Consider the following 15,713-nt stretch of genomic DNA (forward strand, 5'->3'; position numbering starts at 1 on the left):
GGTGGAGGCCGGGGCGGCTTGCGCTGTCCCGGCGACCACGGCGATCGGCGCCGCTGCCAGGGCGCCGGCGACGGCAAATCGAGTGGCGATGCGGCGCTTGCTTGCTCGGGTCGAGATCATGAGCACTCCTGCGTGGTTTCGAGGTTCGGTGAATGCTGTGCCATTCACGGTATTGCGGGTTGATTGTGAAATCTCGTGTGCGAAGCTCATTCACAGGGAACTGGGATGGGCGGCACAGGAGGACAGATGAACGAATCCTCGGTACGAACCGAGCACCTGCCCGGCGGCCCGGACCTCGAGCGGATCTTGCGCGAACACGCCTACCGCGGTGCGTACCTCCAACTGACGGTGCGCGGCGCTCTGGTGCTGTTCATCGCCCTGACACTGATCTTCGTCCCGCCGATGAACGACGCGGGATGGTGTTTCGCGATTCTGGGCGCCTATGCCCTCTGGTCGGCAGCCGTGGCGCTGTGGATCCGCAAGGGCGGCACCGGCCCGGTGACGATGATCTGGCTCGGCTTGTTCGTCGACCTCGCCGTGCTCGCAACTCTGACATTGCTGACCGGTCTCGCAGCCGAGCAGAGTTGGACCGCCGACATCTTGAGCAACGGGCTCTTCGTCATTCCGGTTCTTGCGTGTACGCAACTGCGGACGGACGTGTGTGTCGGCGTCGTTGCCTGCACGATCGGGGTGTTCTTCGTTTCCAGTTGGGCAACGATGACTTCGAACTCCGAGCCGTGGCCGTCGATCCTGCTGAGCACCATGGCCTTGGCCGGAGTGGGCGCGGGCGCAATCGGATTGACTCGGATTCAAAGATCACGCGTGTTGACCATCGGACAACTCGTCGGGCATCGAACCAGCCTTCTGGCCGAACTCATGGGGCTGGAGCAGCGAGAGCGCACGGAATTGTCCGAGCAGTTGCACGACGGGGCGCTCCAGTACGTTCTCGCGGCGCGGATGGATCTCGACGAATTGGCAGACAGTGCGGAGCCTGTCGCGTTGGCGCGAGCCGGAAAAGCGCTCGGTGAAGCGACCACGCTGTTGAGATCCTCCGTTTCGGAGCTGCATCCCACAGTCCTCGTGCACGTGGGTCTCGCCCGTGCAATCGGAGACCTCGCGCGCTCGGCGCAGGGACGCGGCGGAGTGGTGGTCGACGTCGACACTTCGGGCTGGAACGACGATCTGCGCACGTCCGCGGACGACGTCCTGTTCGGCGCCGCCCGAGAGCTCCTTGGCAATGTCGTCAAACATGCCGGCGCGTACAATGTTCGGATCGAGCTCGCACGACTGGACCACCGTGCGGTGCTGGTGGTCTCGGACGACGGCCGGGGGATCAGCGCCGATCGGATTGCCGAACGACGGGCCGCCGGCCACATAGGGCTGCTCTCGCACGAGTTGCGGGTGGTTGCCGCGGGTGGCTCGTTCTCGGTCGGGCCGGGTGAAGAGTCCGGAACCCTCGCGCGAGTCGAGATACCGTTCCAGATCGTCACCGAATCCGACCACGAGCGCTGAGGAGTTGTCGATGGCTGCACTGATCACCGATCGCGAGCTCAACCTGTCGACTCTGGCGCGGCAGTTCCTGCTGCGGAGGGCCGAGGTCAGTGCGTTGGATGCGATCGAGCACCTGGCAGGTCTGCAGGCCCAGGCGCCGAATCCGCCCTACCTGGCGCTGTGGGCGCGGCTGAAGAACTTTGCGGCAGAAGACCTCTCCACCCTTGTGGAGAAGCGCCAGGTGGTGCGGCTGGTTGCCATGCGGGGCACGGTTTTTGCTCTCTCGGCCGCGGATGTGGGCCCCTTCCGGGCGACGGTTCAGACGATCATGGAACGCGATCTCCACACCAACAGCACACAGCGTGCGGCGCTCACCGGGTTGGATCTCGACGCGCTGGCGCAGGCGGGACGCGACCTGGTAGCAGACGGGCCGCTTACCCAAATGCAGATGAGGCCTCTACTGGCGGAGCGTTTTCCCGGCCACGCGCCAGAAGGGTTGGCACACGGAGTTCGCGGACTGTTGCCGATGGTGCAGGTTCCACCGCGAGGTCTGTGGGGACGATCCGGAGCACCGGCACTGACGACCTTGGAGAATTGGCTTGGCGCAGAGGTGAGTTCAACTCCAGATCCCGACGCGATGGTGCTGCGCTATCTGGCTGCCTTCGGGCCCGCGAGTGTGAAGGACGCCCAGGCGTGGTCGGGTCTGACCAGACTCGCCGAAGTCTTCGAGAGGCTACGTCCCGGCCTGATCAACTTTGTCAACGCGAAGGGTACCGAGGTGTTCGACCTGCCGGACGCGCCACGACCGACCTCCGGAACACCCCCGGTCAGAATCCTTGCACCGTTCGACAACATCTTGCTCTCGCACGCCGACCGATCTCGAATCATGGACGAGCAGTACCGAACTCGCGTCTTCACCGTGAACGGCATCATCAAGCCCGCCATCCTGGTGCGCGGGAAGGTGGTGGGATATGCGACGGTGACGCCGGCAAAGGAGACGGTCGAGTTGGGTGCGACTCTGTTTGCGCAGCAACCGAAGACCGCCCTCGCGTCCATCGAGAAAGAAGCGCGTTCGTTGCTGAAGTTCATGCACCCGAAGATCCCGAACCGCGAGGTTCGCTTCACTGCATCTACGTAGCGGGCTTGTGCTTTCGGGGTGCTCGATCGCGCAGTTCGGCCACGATCTCGTCGTTCCACATGTGGCGCCGCACCAACCGGTACCGCTCCCGGGCGATCCACAAGTACGCCTCGGCATCGGTGTGCTCGGGCAACATGTCGGCGCCCCTCAGCATTCGCACGACGGGGAGAAACTCCTCGCCGAACCAGCGCCGGGCGACCGTGTCTCGGCCGAGGAACTCACCCTTTTCCTGCATGAGCCGAAAACCCCACGCCTCCACGCACTCACTGAGTTCGGCGTACTCCCACGGGTCGGTGACCTGGACAGCTTCGCGTTGTGAACCCTGCAGCGGAACGCGAGTGAGGAAGAGTCGGCGATGGTCCTTGATGAGCAGATCGGCGCGCTGAGTGATGCCTTCCGGCGAGATGCGCGTGATGATCTCGGTGACGTACGCGTCGATTGTCTTCTGGTGCATCGCACACGCAATGGACACTCGGTGGTGTCCGTCGATCACGAAATGCATGGAGCCGACGCGATACAACTGAACAGGTGGTACCGATTCGCCGCGTCGTTGCGCCACCGCAAGTCGCTCCCAACGAGCGCGCGAGTGAGTGGACGTCGGACGGAAGTACCTGTCGAAATCACCTGTGCGGTCGACACTTCCGACTATTGATTCGATGGTGACGACCTGCAGCCCCAGAGACTTCTCGCCGACCTTGCCCAGAGCTGCGACAACCTCGTCGAACGGCAGGATCGCGTTGACGTCGTCGGGTTCGCGTCGTAGCCAACTGACCAGACGGGCAACGTCGGCACGTCGACGCTGACGAGCGAAGTCGTTCTCCGCGTCGGCTGTGGGAAATCCGGTGTCACGAGCCATGTCGGCGCCTCACGATCGTCGGCGGAGTACCTGGGGAAATCTCCATCAGCGTGAAGCCGACGGTATTGAGCACGATAGTCCGGCCTACCTCCAGATCGAGAGGGGTTCGCCCGTGTGGGTGGATGTGTCCGTGGACCATGACCGTCGGATCGAGGTTGTGAATCAAAGGCGTGAAGCATTCGAACCCTCGATGTGGCCGATCCTCGGCGTCGCCGACGCCACGGGCGGGGCTGTGGGTGAGCAGCACATCCACGCCCCTCCGACTGCCGGGAAGTCTCGATTGCCAAGCGTTTCGCCAGGTGAGCGAGCGAGCGCGTCGACTCTGCTGGCGCTCGGACCACTGATTGGGGCCGGTGTTGTACCGGATGGAACCACCGAGGCCCGCGATCCGCAGACCGGCGACGGTCACGATGCGTCCGTCGGCGTTGACCGCGCCGGTGGGCCCTGGCCACTGCGCGGGCATGCCCGCCCGCATCCAACCCGATCTCTTGTTCGAGTATCCGGACAGATCGACGTCGTGGTTTCCGGGAACGAACACGCAAGGTGCGTTCAGTTGATCCGACAGGTACTCCAGATAGGCGAACGGCAGATCGCCCGCACCGAGGATCACGTCGACTCCGAGTGAACGAACCTGACTGCTCCACAGGTATTCGACGGTCTCGTCGCTGACAGCAAGAACGGAGACCATTTCGACGACGCTACCGCCAGCGCGAGGTATCTGCGCTGCGAACCTCGGGGGCGCGGTGTTTAGATGGACGAGTGTCAGACAGCGTCGTATCTTCCGTCCGGGCCCATCTCGTCAGCAGCATCGAGGGGCCGGAGCCCGCGGCTGCCTCGGTGACGTTCCTGGGTGTCGAACCGCTGGACGTGCTGCGTTTCGAATCACCCGACGGCCTGGTCCGCTACATCACCCTCGGTTGCTCGCGTCATCCGATGGGCGACCCCAACGAACTGGTCGCAGACCCCACGCGCGGACCCCGCGCCGAGTTGGTGCTCACCCTGCGCGGAGGAACGGGTATCGCGTCGGGTGTGGCCAGGACGCTCGCGGTGCTGGCCGCAGCACCCTCCGTCGAAGGCGTCGTGCTGCTCGAAGACGCGCTACTGGACCTGGGCGAGCCGCTCTGGAAGGACACCGCGTTCACGGCGGTGCTTCTCGGTGACAGCGGGATCGAAGACCTGACGCTACCGGAGCCGTTCGATCCGGTGCGCTTCCTCGGCGTGGTCCCCCTCACCGGTACCGAAGCCGCCTGGGTGCGTCTGCGCGGCGCAGAGGCACTGCGGGAAGCGTGGACCGAGGCGGGGATCGACATCCGCGATCCGCACCGTTCCGCCGCCTCGCTCTAGCCGCGCTGGCGCTTTGTCCGTCAGATCATTCGGCGTGCACGAGGATGTCCGCCAAGTTCTCGAGACTTACCCGAACCGTCCGTGAAAATGCTTTCGTGACGATCGGGTCGGCCATCTTGCCGAATACTCCTCCCCGGCCGCTTTCGCTGTCGAGTCGGTAGGTGACCCGAGTGCCGTCACCGACTTCTTCGCAGGTCGTGGTCTGCGAGAAGCTGACCGGACTTTCGACGGACGTCGATTTCGACGATCTCGGTGGGTCGTACTCGGTGAATTCGGATGTCCACTCGAGACGCTTGCCCAGGATTCGCGAGACACCGTGCCAGCGGCTTCCCACGCCCATCGGGCCGTCGGTGATCTGTTTGCACTCGACCATCGAATTCTCCCAGTTGGGCCAGTTCTCGGCGACGGCGATGTACTCCCAGACGTCCTTGGGTGGCAACGCGATCTCCACGGATTGCTCGACTGTAGGCATGGTTGCTCCTCCACTTCTCCTTGGATCTGAATTTGCTTGTCGCAAAATGGATTTCGGGAACGGAATGAAAATGCGTACCCATATCCATTGTCCGCCTGCGACGGTGGCAAGTACAGGGAGTCAGCGTGAGTGGTTCACAGCCAGTTGTTGCGGCGGAAGAGAAAGAACAAGCCGACACACACCGAGGCGATGAGGAACAGGATGGACTGGTAGCCGTACTTGTAACCGAGTTCCGGCATGTTCTCGAAGTTCATCCCGTAGATGCCGGCAACGCCGGTCGGCACGGCGGCGATCGCGACCCACGCGGAGATCTTGCGCATGTCGGTGTTTTGCTGCACCGCGATCTTCGCGAGTGCGGCGTCGACCAGCGAACTCAACACCTCGTCGTATTCCGAGATCCGTTCGGACACGATCGTGTGGTGATCGCGGACGTCACGAAAGTACCGCCGGATCTCCTTCGGGACGAGGCCGCCCGCGGGCTGGGTCAGCTGGAGCAGTGGCAATCCGAGTGGAGTTACCGAGCGTCGTAGTTCGACGATTTCACGTTTGAGCAGGTAGATGTGCTCGACGGCAACGGTGTTCCGCGGGTTGAACACCAACTCTTCCATGCTGTCGACGTCCTGTTCGACGAGTTGGATGACGGAGAGATAGCTGTCTACGACGTGGTCGGTGATCGCGTGCAACACCGCGAACGGGCCCATGGTGAGGCGCTCGGGGTTCTGCTCGAGTGACTTGCGCACGCTTGCCAGTTCGGAGTGATCCCCGTGCCGGACGGTCACCACGAAGTCGGGGCCGACGAACACCATGATCTCGCCGGTTTCGACGATCTCGCTCGCCGTCGCGACGGACTCGTGCGGCACGTAGACGACCGTGCGCAGCACCAGGAACATGACGTCGTCGTAGCGTTCGAGTTTCGGGCGCTCGTGTGCATGGACGGCATCCTCGACCATCAGCTCGTGGAGTCCGAAAGTTGCTGCGACATCTTGCATCTGACCTTCGTCGGGAGCGTGCATGCCCACCCAGACGAACGCGTTGTCGCGACTACGAACCTCGGCCAACGCGGCGCGGTGCGTGTACTTGCCCGGCAACCGCACGCCATCCACGTAGACCGCGCAGTCGACGATCGCGCGGGCAGCCGGAACGGGGATCTTGGGCGCATCGGCTTGCGTCGATTTGCCGTTCGACCAATTCGGCAGTGACGGCATGGTTGGCACGCTCGCTCCTTCTCGGTCTGTAATGCAGTGGAACGGCAGGGGAACGGCACTACAGCGACACCTGATCGAATTGCGCTGCCGCTGCGGCGTAATCGTACGTCAGCTTCCGGCTCGCCCACCGGAGCGCGATGAAGTTGCCGATTGCTGACACACTGGAACAGTGCGAATAGATCTTCACGCCCACTCCAACGCATCGGACGGCACCGACACCCCGGCTGCCCTCATGCGCGCCGCAGCCGACGCCGGACTCGACGTCGTCGCCATCACCGATCACGACACGACTTCGGGCTGGGCCGAGGCGGCGCAGGCCTTGCCGGCCGGCGTCAGCCTGGTTCGTGGGATGGAGATGTCGTGCGAAGGTCGAGGTGAGCGTGGTTGGCCGGTCGCTGTACATCTGCTTGCGTACCTGTTCGATCCGACGCACCCCGAATTCGCAAAAGAACGTGAGCGACTGCGCGCCGAACGCGTCGAACGTATCCGGGTGATGACGACCATGATGGCGCGTGACGGTCTGCCCGTCGATCCCGATCAGATCCTCGCCGACGCCGGTCCGTCCGTCGGACGCCCGCACGTCGCAGCGGCCCTGATGCGAGCGGGAGTGGTGTCGAGCATCAGTGAGGCTTTCTCCGACCTGTTGTCCAGTCGAGGGCGATACGACGTTCCCAAGTACGACACTCCGCTCGAGTACGCCGTCGAACTGGTGGCAGCGGCCGGGGGAGTAACTGTCCTTGCGCATGGACGGGCGCGTTCGCGCGGCGGATTGCTTGCGCTCGACCACATCCGTGATCTGGCCGAGCTGGGTCTCGGGGGTCTCGAAGTCGATCACCCGGACCATCGCAGCGACGATCGTGACGTCCTGCGCCGACTGGCCGTCGATCTCGGCTTGGCAGTCACCGGATCCTCTGACTACCACGGCGAGAACAAGACGATCGGACTCGGCGACGAGCTCACGGACGAAGCCGAGTTCGACAAACTCGTCTCGGCTGCCACCGGCGTGGAGGTACTGGGGCGCTGATGCTCGACACCACGCTCTACCTCACCGTGTTCATCACGCTGTTCGTGATCATGGACCCGCCCGGAGTCATCCCGGTGTTCTTGTCACTCGTCGGACGTAAAAGCCGTGAAGATCGCAATCGAGCGGCATGGCAGGCCCCCGCCGTCTCCCTGGCGGTCATCTCGGTCTTTGCCATCGGCGGTCAGGCGATCCTCAACTACCTCCACATCGGCATTCCGGCGTTGCAGGGTGCCGGCGGACTACTCCTGCTTCTCATCGCACTCGAACTGCTGACCGGCAAGGCCTCCAACCGTCCGCAGGGAGCCGACGACGTCAACGTCGCACTCGTTCCTCTGGGAACGCCGATGATGGCCGGTCCCGGTGCGATTGCAGCCGTCATCGTCTTTGTCGCCCAGGCCGACGGTGAAGCGGCGTCGTATCTGGCCATCGCGTTGGCGATTCTGTCCATCCACCTCGTGCTGTTCGTGGTCCTGCGCTTCTCGACCGCACTGATCCGGATACTGGGCGAGGGTGGCATCAGTCTGCTGGCACGCATCGCCGGTCTTCTGCTCGCCGCCATCGCGGTTCAACTCATTGCGGAATCAGTCCGCGGATTCGTCGCGGGAGCGTAAGAGATGACATACGACGACAGGTACGACCGGAACGACAGGTACGAGGACGAATACCAGTACCAGGATTATCAGGACTATCAGTACGAAGACGACTATCCCGCCGACAGTCGTCAATGGCTGCTGGTCCGTGCTCTACGTGCCCTGAGCGGCACCGTGGCGGCCGGAATCGTGGTCTTGACACTCGTGATCATCGGTTCGGCATATCTGGGCGGCAACCGCGGATTCCCGGGTCCGGGAACAACGTCGATCACCGCGCACATTGCGGCCTCGGTGGTTGCTCTCGCCGCGCAGATCTGGTGCGACCGCAGGCGGGGTATCGCGGCGGTTGCCGGATCGGTGGTCGTGCTCGTGGTGGCGGGGCTGTTGTTGGTGACGCAGTGGTGGGGATGACTGGGTGGGGATGACGCGGTGGGGATGACACGGTGGGGATGACGGCTCGGGTTCGAGTGTGGTGAGGAATCCGACCGCTTGGAGGATTTGATTGTGATCCGACTCTGGTGGCAAACTGGAGTTACTTCGAGGCGGCGCCACAGCCCGGCCCCGAAGTGCAGGTTTCGTCAGAATTTCTCCCGAAACCTAGATTGCATGGATACGCCAGGGCTCACCCGCCCCACACCATGACGCTTCGGATGTATTGCGGCCCACTTTCTCGCGCACGCCGAATGCTCTTCTTCTCAGTAGTCGTTCGCGGAAGAAATGATCTCTGACCGTTGTGAACGTAGTTTCGCAGCGGTCCGAAGGATTACTTCCCAGTAACCCAGCCCCGCTTGAGGCTGGACTAATCAGGAGTGTCATCGTGTCCCTCGTGACTGAAGCCATCAACGTACCCAAGGTCGAGTTGACCGACGAAGAAATCTTTGCCGCTCACGTCGGTGGCAAGCTCTCGGTCGAGACCACCGCGCCGCTCGATACGCAGCGGGCCCTCTCGATCGCCTACACGCCGGGTGTTGCTCAGGTGAGCCGCGCCATCGCTGCAGACGAAACCCTCGCCGATCGATACACGTGGACCAACCGACTCGTCGTCGTGGTCAGCGACGGCACCGCGGTTCTCGGACTCGGCGACATCGGCCCCCGCGCGTCGCTGCCCGTCATGGAGGGCAAGTCGGCACTGTTCAAGAACTTCGCCGGACTGAACTCCATTCCGCTGGTTCTCGACACCAAGGATCCCGACGAGATCGTCGAGACGCTCATCCGTCTGCGCCCGAGCTTCGGCGCGGTCAACCTCGAGGACATCTCGGCGCCGCGTTGCTTCGAGATCGAGAAGCGCGTCATCGAAGCTCTCGACTGCCCCGTCATGCACGACGATCAGCACGGAACCGCCATCGTGGTCCTCGCGGCACTCAAGGGCGCCGTGAAGGTCCAGAGCCGCGACATCACCACACTCAAGGTCGTCATCTCCGGCGCCGGCGCTGCGGGTGTTGCCTGCGCGAACATCCTGCTCGCCGCCGGAATCAGCGACGTCATCGTGCTGGACTCGAAGGGCATCATCTCGGGTGAGCGCAGCGACCTCAACGACGTGAAGGCAGAACTCGCGGCCCGCACCAATCCCCGTGACCTGCATGGTGGTGCCATCGAGGCTCTCGAAGGTGCTGACGTGTTCCTCGGTGTCTCGGCGGGCAAGATCCCCGAGGAGCTCATCGCTTCGATGGCTCCCGAGTCGATCGTGTTCGCACTCTCCAACCCGGACCCGGAGATTCACCCCGAAACCGCGTCGAAGTACGCGGCGATCGTGGCTACGGGTCGCAGTGATTTCCCGAACCAGATCAACAATGTTCTTGCCTTCCCCGGTGTGTTCAAGGGCGCGCTCGACGCCGGCGCCCGTCGCATCACCGAAGGTATGAAGCTCGCTGCCGCCGAGGCAATCCTGTCGGTGGTCGGCGACGAGTTGGCGGCGGACAAAATCGTCCCCAGCCCACTCGACCCTCGCGTGGCACCCGCAGTAGCGGAAGCCGTCGCGGCCGCAGCGCATGCTGAGGGCGTGACCAGCTAAGAGGGACTACGAAAGCCCCGATCGGAACCCGCACACAAGGTTCCGATCGGGGCTTTTTCGTGTGTACCGAGAGCTACAGACGAGTGAGGTCGGGTGTTCGGCGCAGCCTGCCGGTGCCGGGAACCGATGCCCAGACCACCAGCGCCAGTAAGCCGTCCACGACGAGAGCCACAACCGCGACCAGGATTGCGCCGACGACGACTCGGTCGTACTTGTAGAGTGCGAGACCGTCGAAGATGTACCGGCCGAGGCCGCCGAGGTTGACGTAGGCGGCGACCGTTGCCGTGGCAATCACCTGCAGTGTCGCGTTACGCAGTCCGCCGAGAATCAATGGCAGCGCGTTGGGTATCTCGACGCGGAAGAGCACTTGGAGTTCGGTCATACCCATCGCCCGCGCGGCCTCGACGACGCCACGGTCGACGCTGGCGATTCCGGCGTACGTGCCGGCGAGGAGTGGGGGAATGCCGAGGATGACGAGGGCGAGAATCGGTGGCATCACTCCCAGGCCCATGAGAAGAACGAGGAAGGTCAGCAGGCCGAGAGTGGGCAGTGACCGCAGTGCGTTGACCAGACTGACGACCACGATCTCACCGCGACGCAGATGGCCGATGAGTAACCCGATGGGCACCGCGATCACGGCCGAAAGTGCCACGGCCAGAACGCTGTACCAGAGGTGCTGGAGGATGCGGGTGCCGATTCCGGTGTCGCCGCTCCAATTGCCGGGATCGACGATGAAGTCCCAAGCTCCGGTGAAGATGCTCATACGGGTTCCCCCTCGGCCGACAGGACGGCGGGAACCTTCGACGAGGTCGACGTTCTGGTCCACGGGGTCAGGAATCGGCCGATCAGATACAGGATCAGATCGAGCGCCAGTGCCAGCACGACGATCGCGATGATGCCCGCAACGATCTGGTCGGGATAGTCGCGGTCGTAGCCTTGTTTGAACAGGACTCCAAGCCCGCCGATTCCGATCAGAGATCCGACTGACACCAGCGAAATATTGGTAACGGCAATAACTCTGATGTTCGCGATCATCACCGGCAGCGCCAATGGCAACTCGACCGTCAGAGCGCGTCGTAGTGGTGTGAAACCGACGGCGGTGGAGGCGTCGATGACGTTGTCCGGCACCGAGTCGAGTGCTTCGGGTACTGCCCGGATGAGCAGTGCCGTCGCATACACGCTGAGTGCGATCACGACGTTGAGAGGATCAAGGGTCTTGAGTCCGAACAACTGGGGGATGGTGACGAACAGCGCGAGCGACGGAATCGTGAACGCAATGCTCGCCAGGGTCAACGTGATTCGGCGCAGCCATCTGACGTTGCGGATCGCTGTTCCGACCGGAACGGCAATCAGGAGACCGATCAGCAAAGGAAGCAGTGCCAGATACAGATGGGTCTTCGAGTAGTCCACGACCGTCGAGAAATTGTCGATGAGCCAGCGCATGCCGCTACGACCCGAATCCCTCGGTGAAGGCGACGCGGTTGCGTTCCTCGTCCTCGCGTCGACGCTGATCTGCCAATTTCGCCACGACTTCGGAACCGAGGATCCCGCCGATGACCGCGCCCTCGCCGTCGACGGCAACGCCGATACCGGAAGGCGACGAGATTGCCGCATCGAGTGCTTGGCGGAGATCGCCGCCGGGGGAGAACAGCGAACCACCGGCAGACGTCGACTGAGCAAGGGTTCGTCCCGAGCGCAGGCCTTCGACGCCGGTCACGTCGATCCATCCCTGCGGAGTTCCGTTGTCCGTGACCACGAGAACCCATTCGCCCAATTCGAGACGCAGAGCCTTCAATTCGTTCTCGACGGCCGTGCGTACAGGGTGCAACGGAACCTCGTCGGCAGCGCGGAACGACAATCCCCGATAGCCGCGATCGCGTCCGACGAATCCGGCGACAAAATCCGTTGCCGGTGCGGCCAACACGTCGCGAGGTGCCGCAACCTGCTGAAGCCGCCCGCCGGGACCGAAGACGGCAATGTGATCACCGAGTTTGACTGCCTCGTCGATGTCGTGGGTGACAAAGACGATCGTCTTCTTCAGTTCGCTTTGAAGACGGAGCATTTCGGTCTGCAGATCCTCACGCACCACCGGGTCGACGGCGCTGAAGGGCTCGTCCATCAACAGGATCGGCGGATCGGCAGCCAATGCACGCGCAACTCCCACACGTTGTTGCTGCCCACCCGAGAGTTGCCCGGGATAGCGGGTGGCAAGGGAGATGTCCAGACCGACGCGTTCGAGTACCCCCAACGCGGCTTTGCGCGCTGCGCGGCGGGACTCACCGCGCAGTACCGGAACTGTTGCGACGTTGTCGATCACGGTGCGATGCGGAAGCAAGCCGGCGTTCTGGATGACGTACCCGATGCCGAGACGCAGCTTCACCGCGTCGGTCTGGGCGATGTCACGACCGTCGACGAAGATCTTGCCCGACGTCGGTGTGATCATCCGGTTGATCATGCGCATCGACGTCGTCTTGCCGCACCCGGACGGCCCCACGAACACCGTGAACGACTCGGCCTCGATGGTGAGATCGAGACGGTCGACGGCGGTGGTGCCGTCCGGATACTGCTTGGTGACGCCCTCGAAGGTGATCACGTGACTACGAGACCGGCTTGTCGAGGCCCTGCGCCGTCACCCACGCCTTGGCCGCCGCTGCCGGCTCCGTCTTGGTGTCGCCGGACACCTGGACGTTGAGTGCCAACAACTCTTCGGTGGTGAGCTTGGCGGACACCGCATCGAGGACTGTCTTCAACTTGTCGGAAGACTTCGACGCGCGCAGCACCGGCACCACGTTCTGAGCCGGGAAATTGTTCTTCGGGTCTTCGAGAACCACGAAGTTGTTCTCCGGGATGGAGGCCGACGTCGTGAAGATGTTTGCCGCGGTGATGTCACCGGAGGAGAGAGCCTTCACGGTTGCCGGTCCACCGCCGTCGGCGATCGGAACGAAGTTGGCTGCCGAGATGTCGAGGCCGTAATTGGACTTCAAACCGGGCAATCCGGCTGGACGTTCCTGGAACTCGGCCGGAGCACCGAACTTGACCTCGGCGGAATGCGGAGCCAGATCGGCGATCGTCTTCAGGTTCCACTTGTCAGCGGTTTCCTTCGTGACGACGACGGCGTCCTTGTCCTCGGCGGATGCAGGCGTCGCAATTGCCAATTCCGACCCGAGAGCTGCGGGAAGAGCAGCGAGGACGTCAGCGGAGCTGGTGGCCGTGCTGTCGGGATCCAAGTACTGCAGGAGATTTCCCGTGTAATCCGGAATGACACTGATGGACCCGTCCTTGAGTGCCGGAATGTACGCCTCGCGGCTGCCGACGTTGAACGACGTGGACACATCGAACCCGTTGACACGCAGTGCTTCGGCGTAGATGTTGGCGATCGTCTCGGATTCGGTGAAGTTGGCGGAGCCGACGACGATCGCGTTGGGATCGCTGTTGGAGTCACCGTCACTGCTACCGCACGCTGTCAGTGCAGTCAGAGAGACAACGGTTGCCGCGGCTACGAGCCAACGGTTGGAACGAAATCGTGAGGTGCGCATGAGCGTCCTTCCGGTTTTTCGGGCGTCCCGTGTTTCGGGCGTCGGAAACCATTCCCTTGTGGCGAAGCCACCCGAGTGACTTCGACGGCGCCGCCACCGAGTGGCTGCGTCAGGACTGGTTACCGCGCATCGCCCGACAAGTGTAACGATAGGTACCGACATGGCACGGTTTTCGATCCATGGGATTGGATGTGAGGATTTCGGTGAAGAGCACACGCACGAAGTATTCGACTGTTGTTGCAGCACTGATGGTCCTGCCGATTCTCAGCGGATGCGCAAACGGTGATTCGGTGGTAGAGGGTGCCGAAGCGGAGTCTCGTGACCAGATCGTGGTGGCTGCTGACGCATCGGTGGAGAGTTCGGTGTTGGCCGAGGTGTATTCGACGGTGCTCTCCTCCTCCGGCCTGTCGGCTCGCGTCGAATCGCTGGGAGGTGGCCGAAACCAATCACTCGAGGCTCTGGACGCAGCGCGAGTCACTTTGGTGCCCGAGTTCACCGGCGCGCTGCTCGATCACTACGACCCGTCATCCCCGGCCCGCAAGGCCGACGACGTCTTCGAAGCCTTGAGTCGCTCTCTGCCGGAGGGTCTTTCGGTCTCCGACTATGCGATGGCCGAAGATCGTGCGGTCCTCGCACTCGACACCGGATACGCACAGTCGTTGGGAGCGAAGACGATAGAAGCCTTTGCTCCTTCGTGTGCCGCGGCGACGCCGCTCGTCTCCGCGAGATTCGTCGAGGACGGGGCAGTGGAACAGTTGGCCGAGGGCGCCGAGTGTGTCTTCGCCGGTGTCGATCAGGCAACGCCGGCAGACGTACCCGGTGCACAAGTATTCGGAACCACGACGCTGTCGGCGTTGGCACAATCCGATGCCGTCACAGTGCTCGCTGATTCGAATCACGATCTGGCTGCGCAGAATGTCGTTCCGCTCTTTCGAGCGGGCGCACTGGGAGATTCGGCTGTCAAGGCGCTCAGCGTCGTTGCCGGTGAACTGTCCACCACCGATCTCGCCGCAATGATCGAGCAGGTGCGGACCGGCAAGGCGTCAGCCTCGGAAGTCGCCCGCACCTGGTGGGACACCCGTCAGTGACTGTTCGAGCCCACTGCTGAACTCGAATCATCCTTGGCGCGAATCAGTTTCGATGCGATGAACTGGCCGAGGTCGGAAACGGCGTCTGCTGCTTCCTTCACCAGTGACGCCTGTGCGTGAGCCACGTGCCAGAGTCTTGCGTACTCGACCAGGGACACGTCGACGCCGGCAGCGGAGAGCTTGTCGGTGAACGTCATGATCTGCGGGTAAAGGACTTCCTCGGAACCGACGTGAATCCTGGTGGGTGGCAACCCGTCGAGCTTGCCGTGCATCGGTGCGTAGCCGGGATCAGTACGGTCGCCTCCGGCAAGGTAGGCGTCGGCGGCGTCGAAGGACCACGCTGTGTTGACCACCAGGTCGGCCTTTTTGGTAGCACCCCGATCGCCGGGATCGACCCACGGTGAGATCAGGGCAAGCGCGCCGGGGGTCACGCCGTGACGCTCGATCAGACGGATAGCGGTCGCCGCGGCCAGGCCGCCACCGGCCGAATCGCCGGCGATGGCAACGCGGTCTTCCGAATAGTCGAACTCGGTGACCAACTGCATGAAGGCCGAGACCGCGTCGTCGAGAGCGGCGGGATACGGATTCTCCGGCGCGAGACGGTAGTCCAAGGTGAAGACCGCACTGGACGACTCACGGGCGAGATGAGCTGCGAGAGAACGGTGTGTGGACAGCGAACCCAGTGTGTACGCCCCGCCGTGCAGGTAGAGAACTGCGGTGGGGCGCTCGGTTGCGCCGACGGTGATCTTCTCTGCCGGTCGGCAAGCCAGCTCCAGCGGGCGCACGACGGCGCCCGCTGGAACCTGCTGTAGCGGTGCCCCGGCCTCGAGCAACAGACGTTGAATCCGATACGGCAGCCGCGAGTTGAAAGCCAGACGGAAGTACGGCTTCAACAAGAATGCGACCACGGGCAGCGGAAGGGTGAACGTGCTCACCGGCAGGGCTCCTGACTCTATAT

General features: G+C 63.2%; 17 protein-coding genes. 8 read left to right on the forward strand and 9 right to left on the reverse strand.

The window, feature by feature from the left end:
* The first annotated feature begins 246 nt into the window (after nucleotides 1–246).
* Together RWT78_RS02065 and RWT78_RS02070 are read left to right on the forward strand one after the other, a co-directional pair.
* A complete protein-coding gene (locus RWT78_RS02065) occupies nucleotides 247–1,512 on the forward strand; it encodes an ATP-binding protein (protein WP_314673483.1) in 1,266 nt (421 codons plus the stop codon).
* 10 nt (nucleotides 1,513–1,522) lie between these two features.
* A complete protein-coding gene (locus tag RWT78_RS02070) occupies nucleotides 1,523–2,629 on the forward strand; it encodes a winged helix DNA-binding domain-containing protein (RefSeq protein WP_219466395.1) in 1,107 nt (368 codons plus the stop codon).
* Here RWT78_RS02070 and RWT78_RS02075 read toward each other — a convergent pair.
* Together RWT78_RS02075 and RWT78_RS02080 are read right to left on the reverse strand one after the other, a co-directional pair.
* Nucleotides 2,622–3,485: a hypothetical protein gene (locus RWT78_RS02075; RefSeq protein ID WP_003945080.1), complete on the reverse strand. Its 864-nt coding sequence runs from the start codon at nucleotides 3,483–3,485 to the stop codon at nucleotides 2,622–2,624. The genes RWT78_RS02070 and RWT78_RS02075 overlap by 8 nt on opposite strands.
* Nucleotides 3,475–4,173, reverse strand: coding sequence for a metallophosphoesterase (locus RWT78_RS02080; RefSeq protein ID WP_219466398.1), 699 nt, complete (start codon nucleotides 4,171–4,173; stop codon nucleotides 3,475–3,477). The genes RWT78_RS02075 and RWT78_RS02080 overlap by 11 nt, the downstream gene beginning before the upstream one ends.
* 71 nt (nucleotides 4,174–4,244) lie before the next feature.
* On the opposite strand from RWT78_RS02080, the gene RWT78_RS02085 reads away from it, so the two are divergent.
* Complete coding sequence (locus RWT78_RS02085) at nucleotides 4,245–4,829, forward strand: suppressor of fused domain protein (protein WP_219466400.1); 585 nt, start codon at nucleotides 4,245–4,247, stop codon at nucleotides 4,827–4,829.
* A gap of 25 nt (nucleotides 4,830–4,854) precedes the next feature.
* On the opposite strand, the gene RWT78_RS02090 is transcribed toward RWT78_RS02085, so the two are convergent.
* Together RWT78_RS02090 and RWT78_RS02095 are read right to left on the reverse strand one after the other, a co-directional pair.
* On the reverse strand, nucleotides 4,855–5,301 hold the full coding sequence (locus RWT78_RS02090) for an SRPBCC family protein (protein WP_314673484.1): 447 nt from the start codon (nucleotides 5,299–5,301) through the stop codon (nucleotides 4,855–4,857).
* Nucleotides 5,302–5,435: 134 nt separating this feature from the next.
* Nucleotides 5,436–6,506, reverse strand: a complete 1,071-nt coding sequence (locus tag RWT78_RS02095; protein WP_003945070.1) for a magnesium and cobalt transport protein CorA — start codon at nucleotides 6,504–6,506, stop codon at nucleotides 5,436–5,438.
* Nucleotides 6,507–6,675: 169 nt separating this feature from the next.
* Here RWT78_RS02095 and RWT78_RS02100 point away from each other — a divergent pair, with 169 nt between their 5' ends.
* The 4 genes from RWT78_RS02100 (at nucleotide 6,676) to RWT78_RS02115 (ending at nucleotide 10,131) form a co-directional block, all read left to right on the forward strand.
* A complete protein-coding gene (locus RWT78_RS02100; RefSeq protein ID WP_314673485.1) occupies nucleotides 6,676–7,530 on the forward strand; it encodes a PHP domain-containing protein in 855 nt (284 codons plus the stop codon).
* On the forward strand, nucleotides 7,527–8,141 hold the full coding sequence (locus tag RWT78_RS02105; RefSeq protein WP_164490628.1) for a MarC family protein: 615 nt from the start codon (nucleotides 7,527–7,529) through the stop codon (nucleotides 8,139–8,141). The genes RWT78_RS02100 and RWT78_RS02105 overlap by 4 nt, the downstream gene beginning before the upstream one ends.
* A 3-nt stretch (nucleotides 8,142–8,144) precedes the next feature.
* On the forward strand, nucleotides 8,145–8,531 hold the full coding sequence (locus tag RWT78_RS02110; RefSeq protein WP_314673486.1) for a hypothetical protein: 387 nt from the start codon (nucleotides 8,145–8,147) through the stop codon (nucleotides 8,529–8,531).
* 406 nt (nucleotides 8,532–8,937) lie between these two features.
* Entirely contained in the window at nucleotides 8,938–10,131 is a 1,194-nt protein-coding gene (locus tag RWT78_RS02115) for an NADP-dependent malic enzyme (RefSeq protein ID WP_003945072.1), read from the forward strand.
* Nucleotides 10,132–10,204: 73 nt separating this feature from the next.
* Here the strand turns inward: RWT78_RS02115 and RWT78_RS02120 are convergent, their stop codons facing one another.
* From RWT78_RS02120 to RWT78_RS02135, 4 genes are read right to left on the reverse strand one after another with little or no spacing between them, the layout of a single operon-like run.
* Entirely contained in the window at nucleotides 10,205–10,894 is a 690-nt protein-coding gene (locus tag RWT78_RS02120) for an ABC transporter permease (protein ID WP_003945081.1), read from the reverse strand.
* On the reverse strand, nucleotides 10,891–11,574 hold the full coding sequence (locus RWT78_RS02125; RefSeq protein ID WP_007736121.1) for an ABC transporter permease: 684 nt from the start codon (nucleotides 11,572–11,574) through the stop codon (nucleotides 10,891–10,893). The genes RWT78_RS02120 and RWT78_RS02125 overlap by 4 nt, the downstream gene beginning before the upstream one ends.
* A 4-nt stretch (nucleotides 11,575–11,578) precedes the next feature.
* Nucleotides 11,579–12,724, reverse strand: a complete 1,146-nt coding sequence (locus RWT78_RS02130) for an ABC transporter ATP-binding protein (protein WP_003945084.1) — start codon at nucleotides 12,722–12,724, stop codon at nucleotides 11,579–11,581.
* Nucleotides 12,725–12,728: 4 nt separating this feature from the next.
* A complete protein-coding gene (locus RWT78_RS02135; RefSeq protein WP_003945094.1) occupies nucleotides 12,729–13,667 on the reverse strand; it encodes an ABC transporter substrate-binding protein in 939 nt (312 codons plus the stop codon).
* Between the two features lie 203 nt (nucleotides 13,668–13,870).
* Here RWT78_RS02135 and RWT78_RS02140 point away from each other — a divergent pair, with 203 nt between their 5' ends.
* On the forward strand, nucleotides 13,871–14,755 hold the full coding sequence (locus tag RWT78_RS02140; RefSeq protein WP_314673487.1) for an ABC transporter substrate-binding protein: 885 nt from the start codon (nucleotides 13,871–13,873) through the stop codon (nucleotides 14,753–14,755).
* On the opposite strand, the gene RWT78_RS02145 is transcribed toward RWT78_RS02140, so the two are convergent.
* A complete protein-coding gene (locus RWT78_RS02145) occupies nucleotides 14,749–15,690 on the reverse strand; it encodes an alpha/beta hydrolase fold domain-containing protein (protein WP_007736126.1) in 942 nt (313 codons plus the stop codon). The two genes, RWT78_RS02140 and RWT78_RS02145, sit on opposite strands and share 7 nt — an antisense overlap.
* Nucleotides 15,691–15,713 lie beyond the last annotated feature (23 nt).

Source organism: uncultured Rhodococcus sp. (assembly GCF_963525155.1).
Lineage (GTDB): Bacteria > Actinomycetota > Actinomycetes > Mycobacteriales > Mycobacteriaceae > Rhodococcus_F > Rhodococcus_F qingshengii.

Bases quoted from the DNA above. Each gene is read 5' to 3' on its own strand.
- RWT78_RS02120 (WP_003945081.1), bottom strand. From the start codon at position 10,894: ATGAGCATCTTCACCGGAGCTTGGGACTTCATCGTCGATCCCGGCAAT.
- RWT78_RS02075 (WP_003945080.1), bottom strand. From the start codon at position 3,485: ATGGCTCGTGACACCGGATTTCCCACAGCCGACGCGGAGAACGACTTC.
- RWT78_RS02080 (WP_219466398.1), bottom strand. From the start codon at position 4,173: ATGGTCTCCGTTCTTGCTGTCAGCGACGAGACCGTCGAATACCTGTGG.
- RWT78_RS02110 (WP_314673486.1), top strand. From the start codon at position 8,145: ATGACATACGACGACAGGTACGACCGGAACGACAGGTACGAGGACGAA.
- RWT78_RS02125 (WP_007736121.1), bottom strand. From the start codon at position 11,574: ATGCGCTGGCTCATCGACAATTTCTCGACGGTCGTGGACTACTCGAAG.
- RWT78_RS02135 (WP_003945094.1), bottom strand. From the start codon at position 13,667: ATGCGCACCTCACGATTTCGTTCCAACCGTTGGCTCGTAGCCGCGGCA.
- RWT78_RS02065 (WP_314673483.1), top strand. From the start codon at position 247: ATGAACGAATCCTCGGTACGAACCGAGCACCTGCCCGGCGGCCCGGAC.
- RWT78_RS02090 (WP_314673484.1), bottom strand. From the start codon at position 5,301: ATGCCTACAGTCGAGCAATCCGTGGAGATCGCGTTGCCACCCAAGGAC.
- RWT78_RS02095 (WP_003945070.1), bottom strand. From the start codon at position 6,506: ATGCCGTCACTGCCGAATTGGTCGAACGGCAAATCGACGCAAGCCGAT.
- RWT78_RS02070 (WP_219466395.1), top strand. From the start codon at position 1,523: ATGGCTGCACTGATCACCGATCGCGAGCTCAACCTGTCGACTCTGGCG.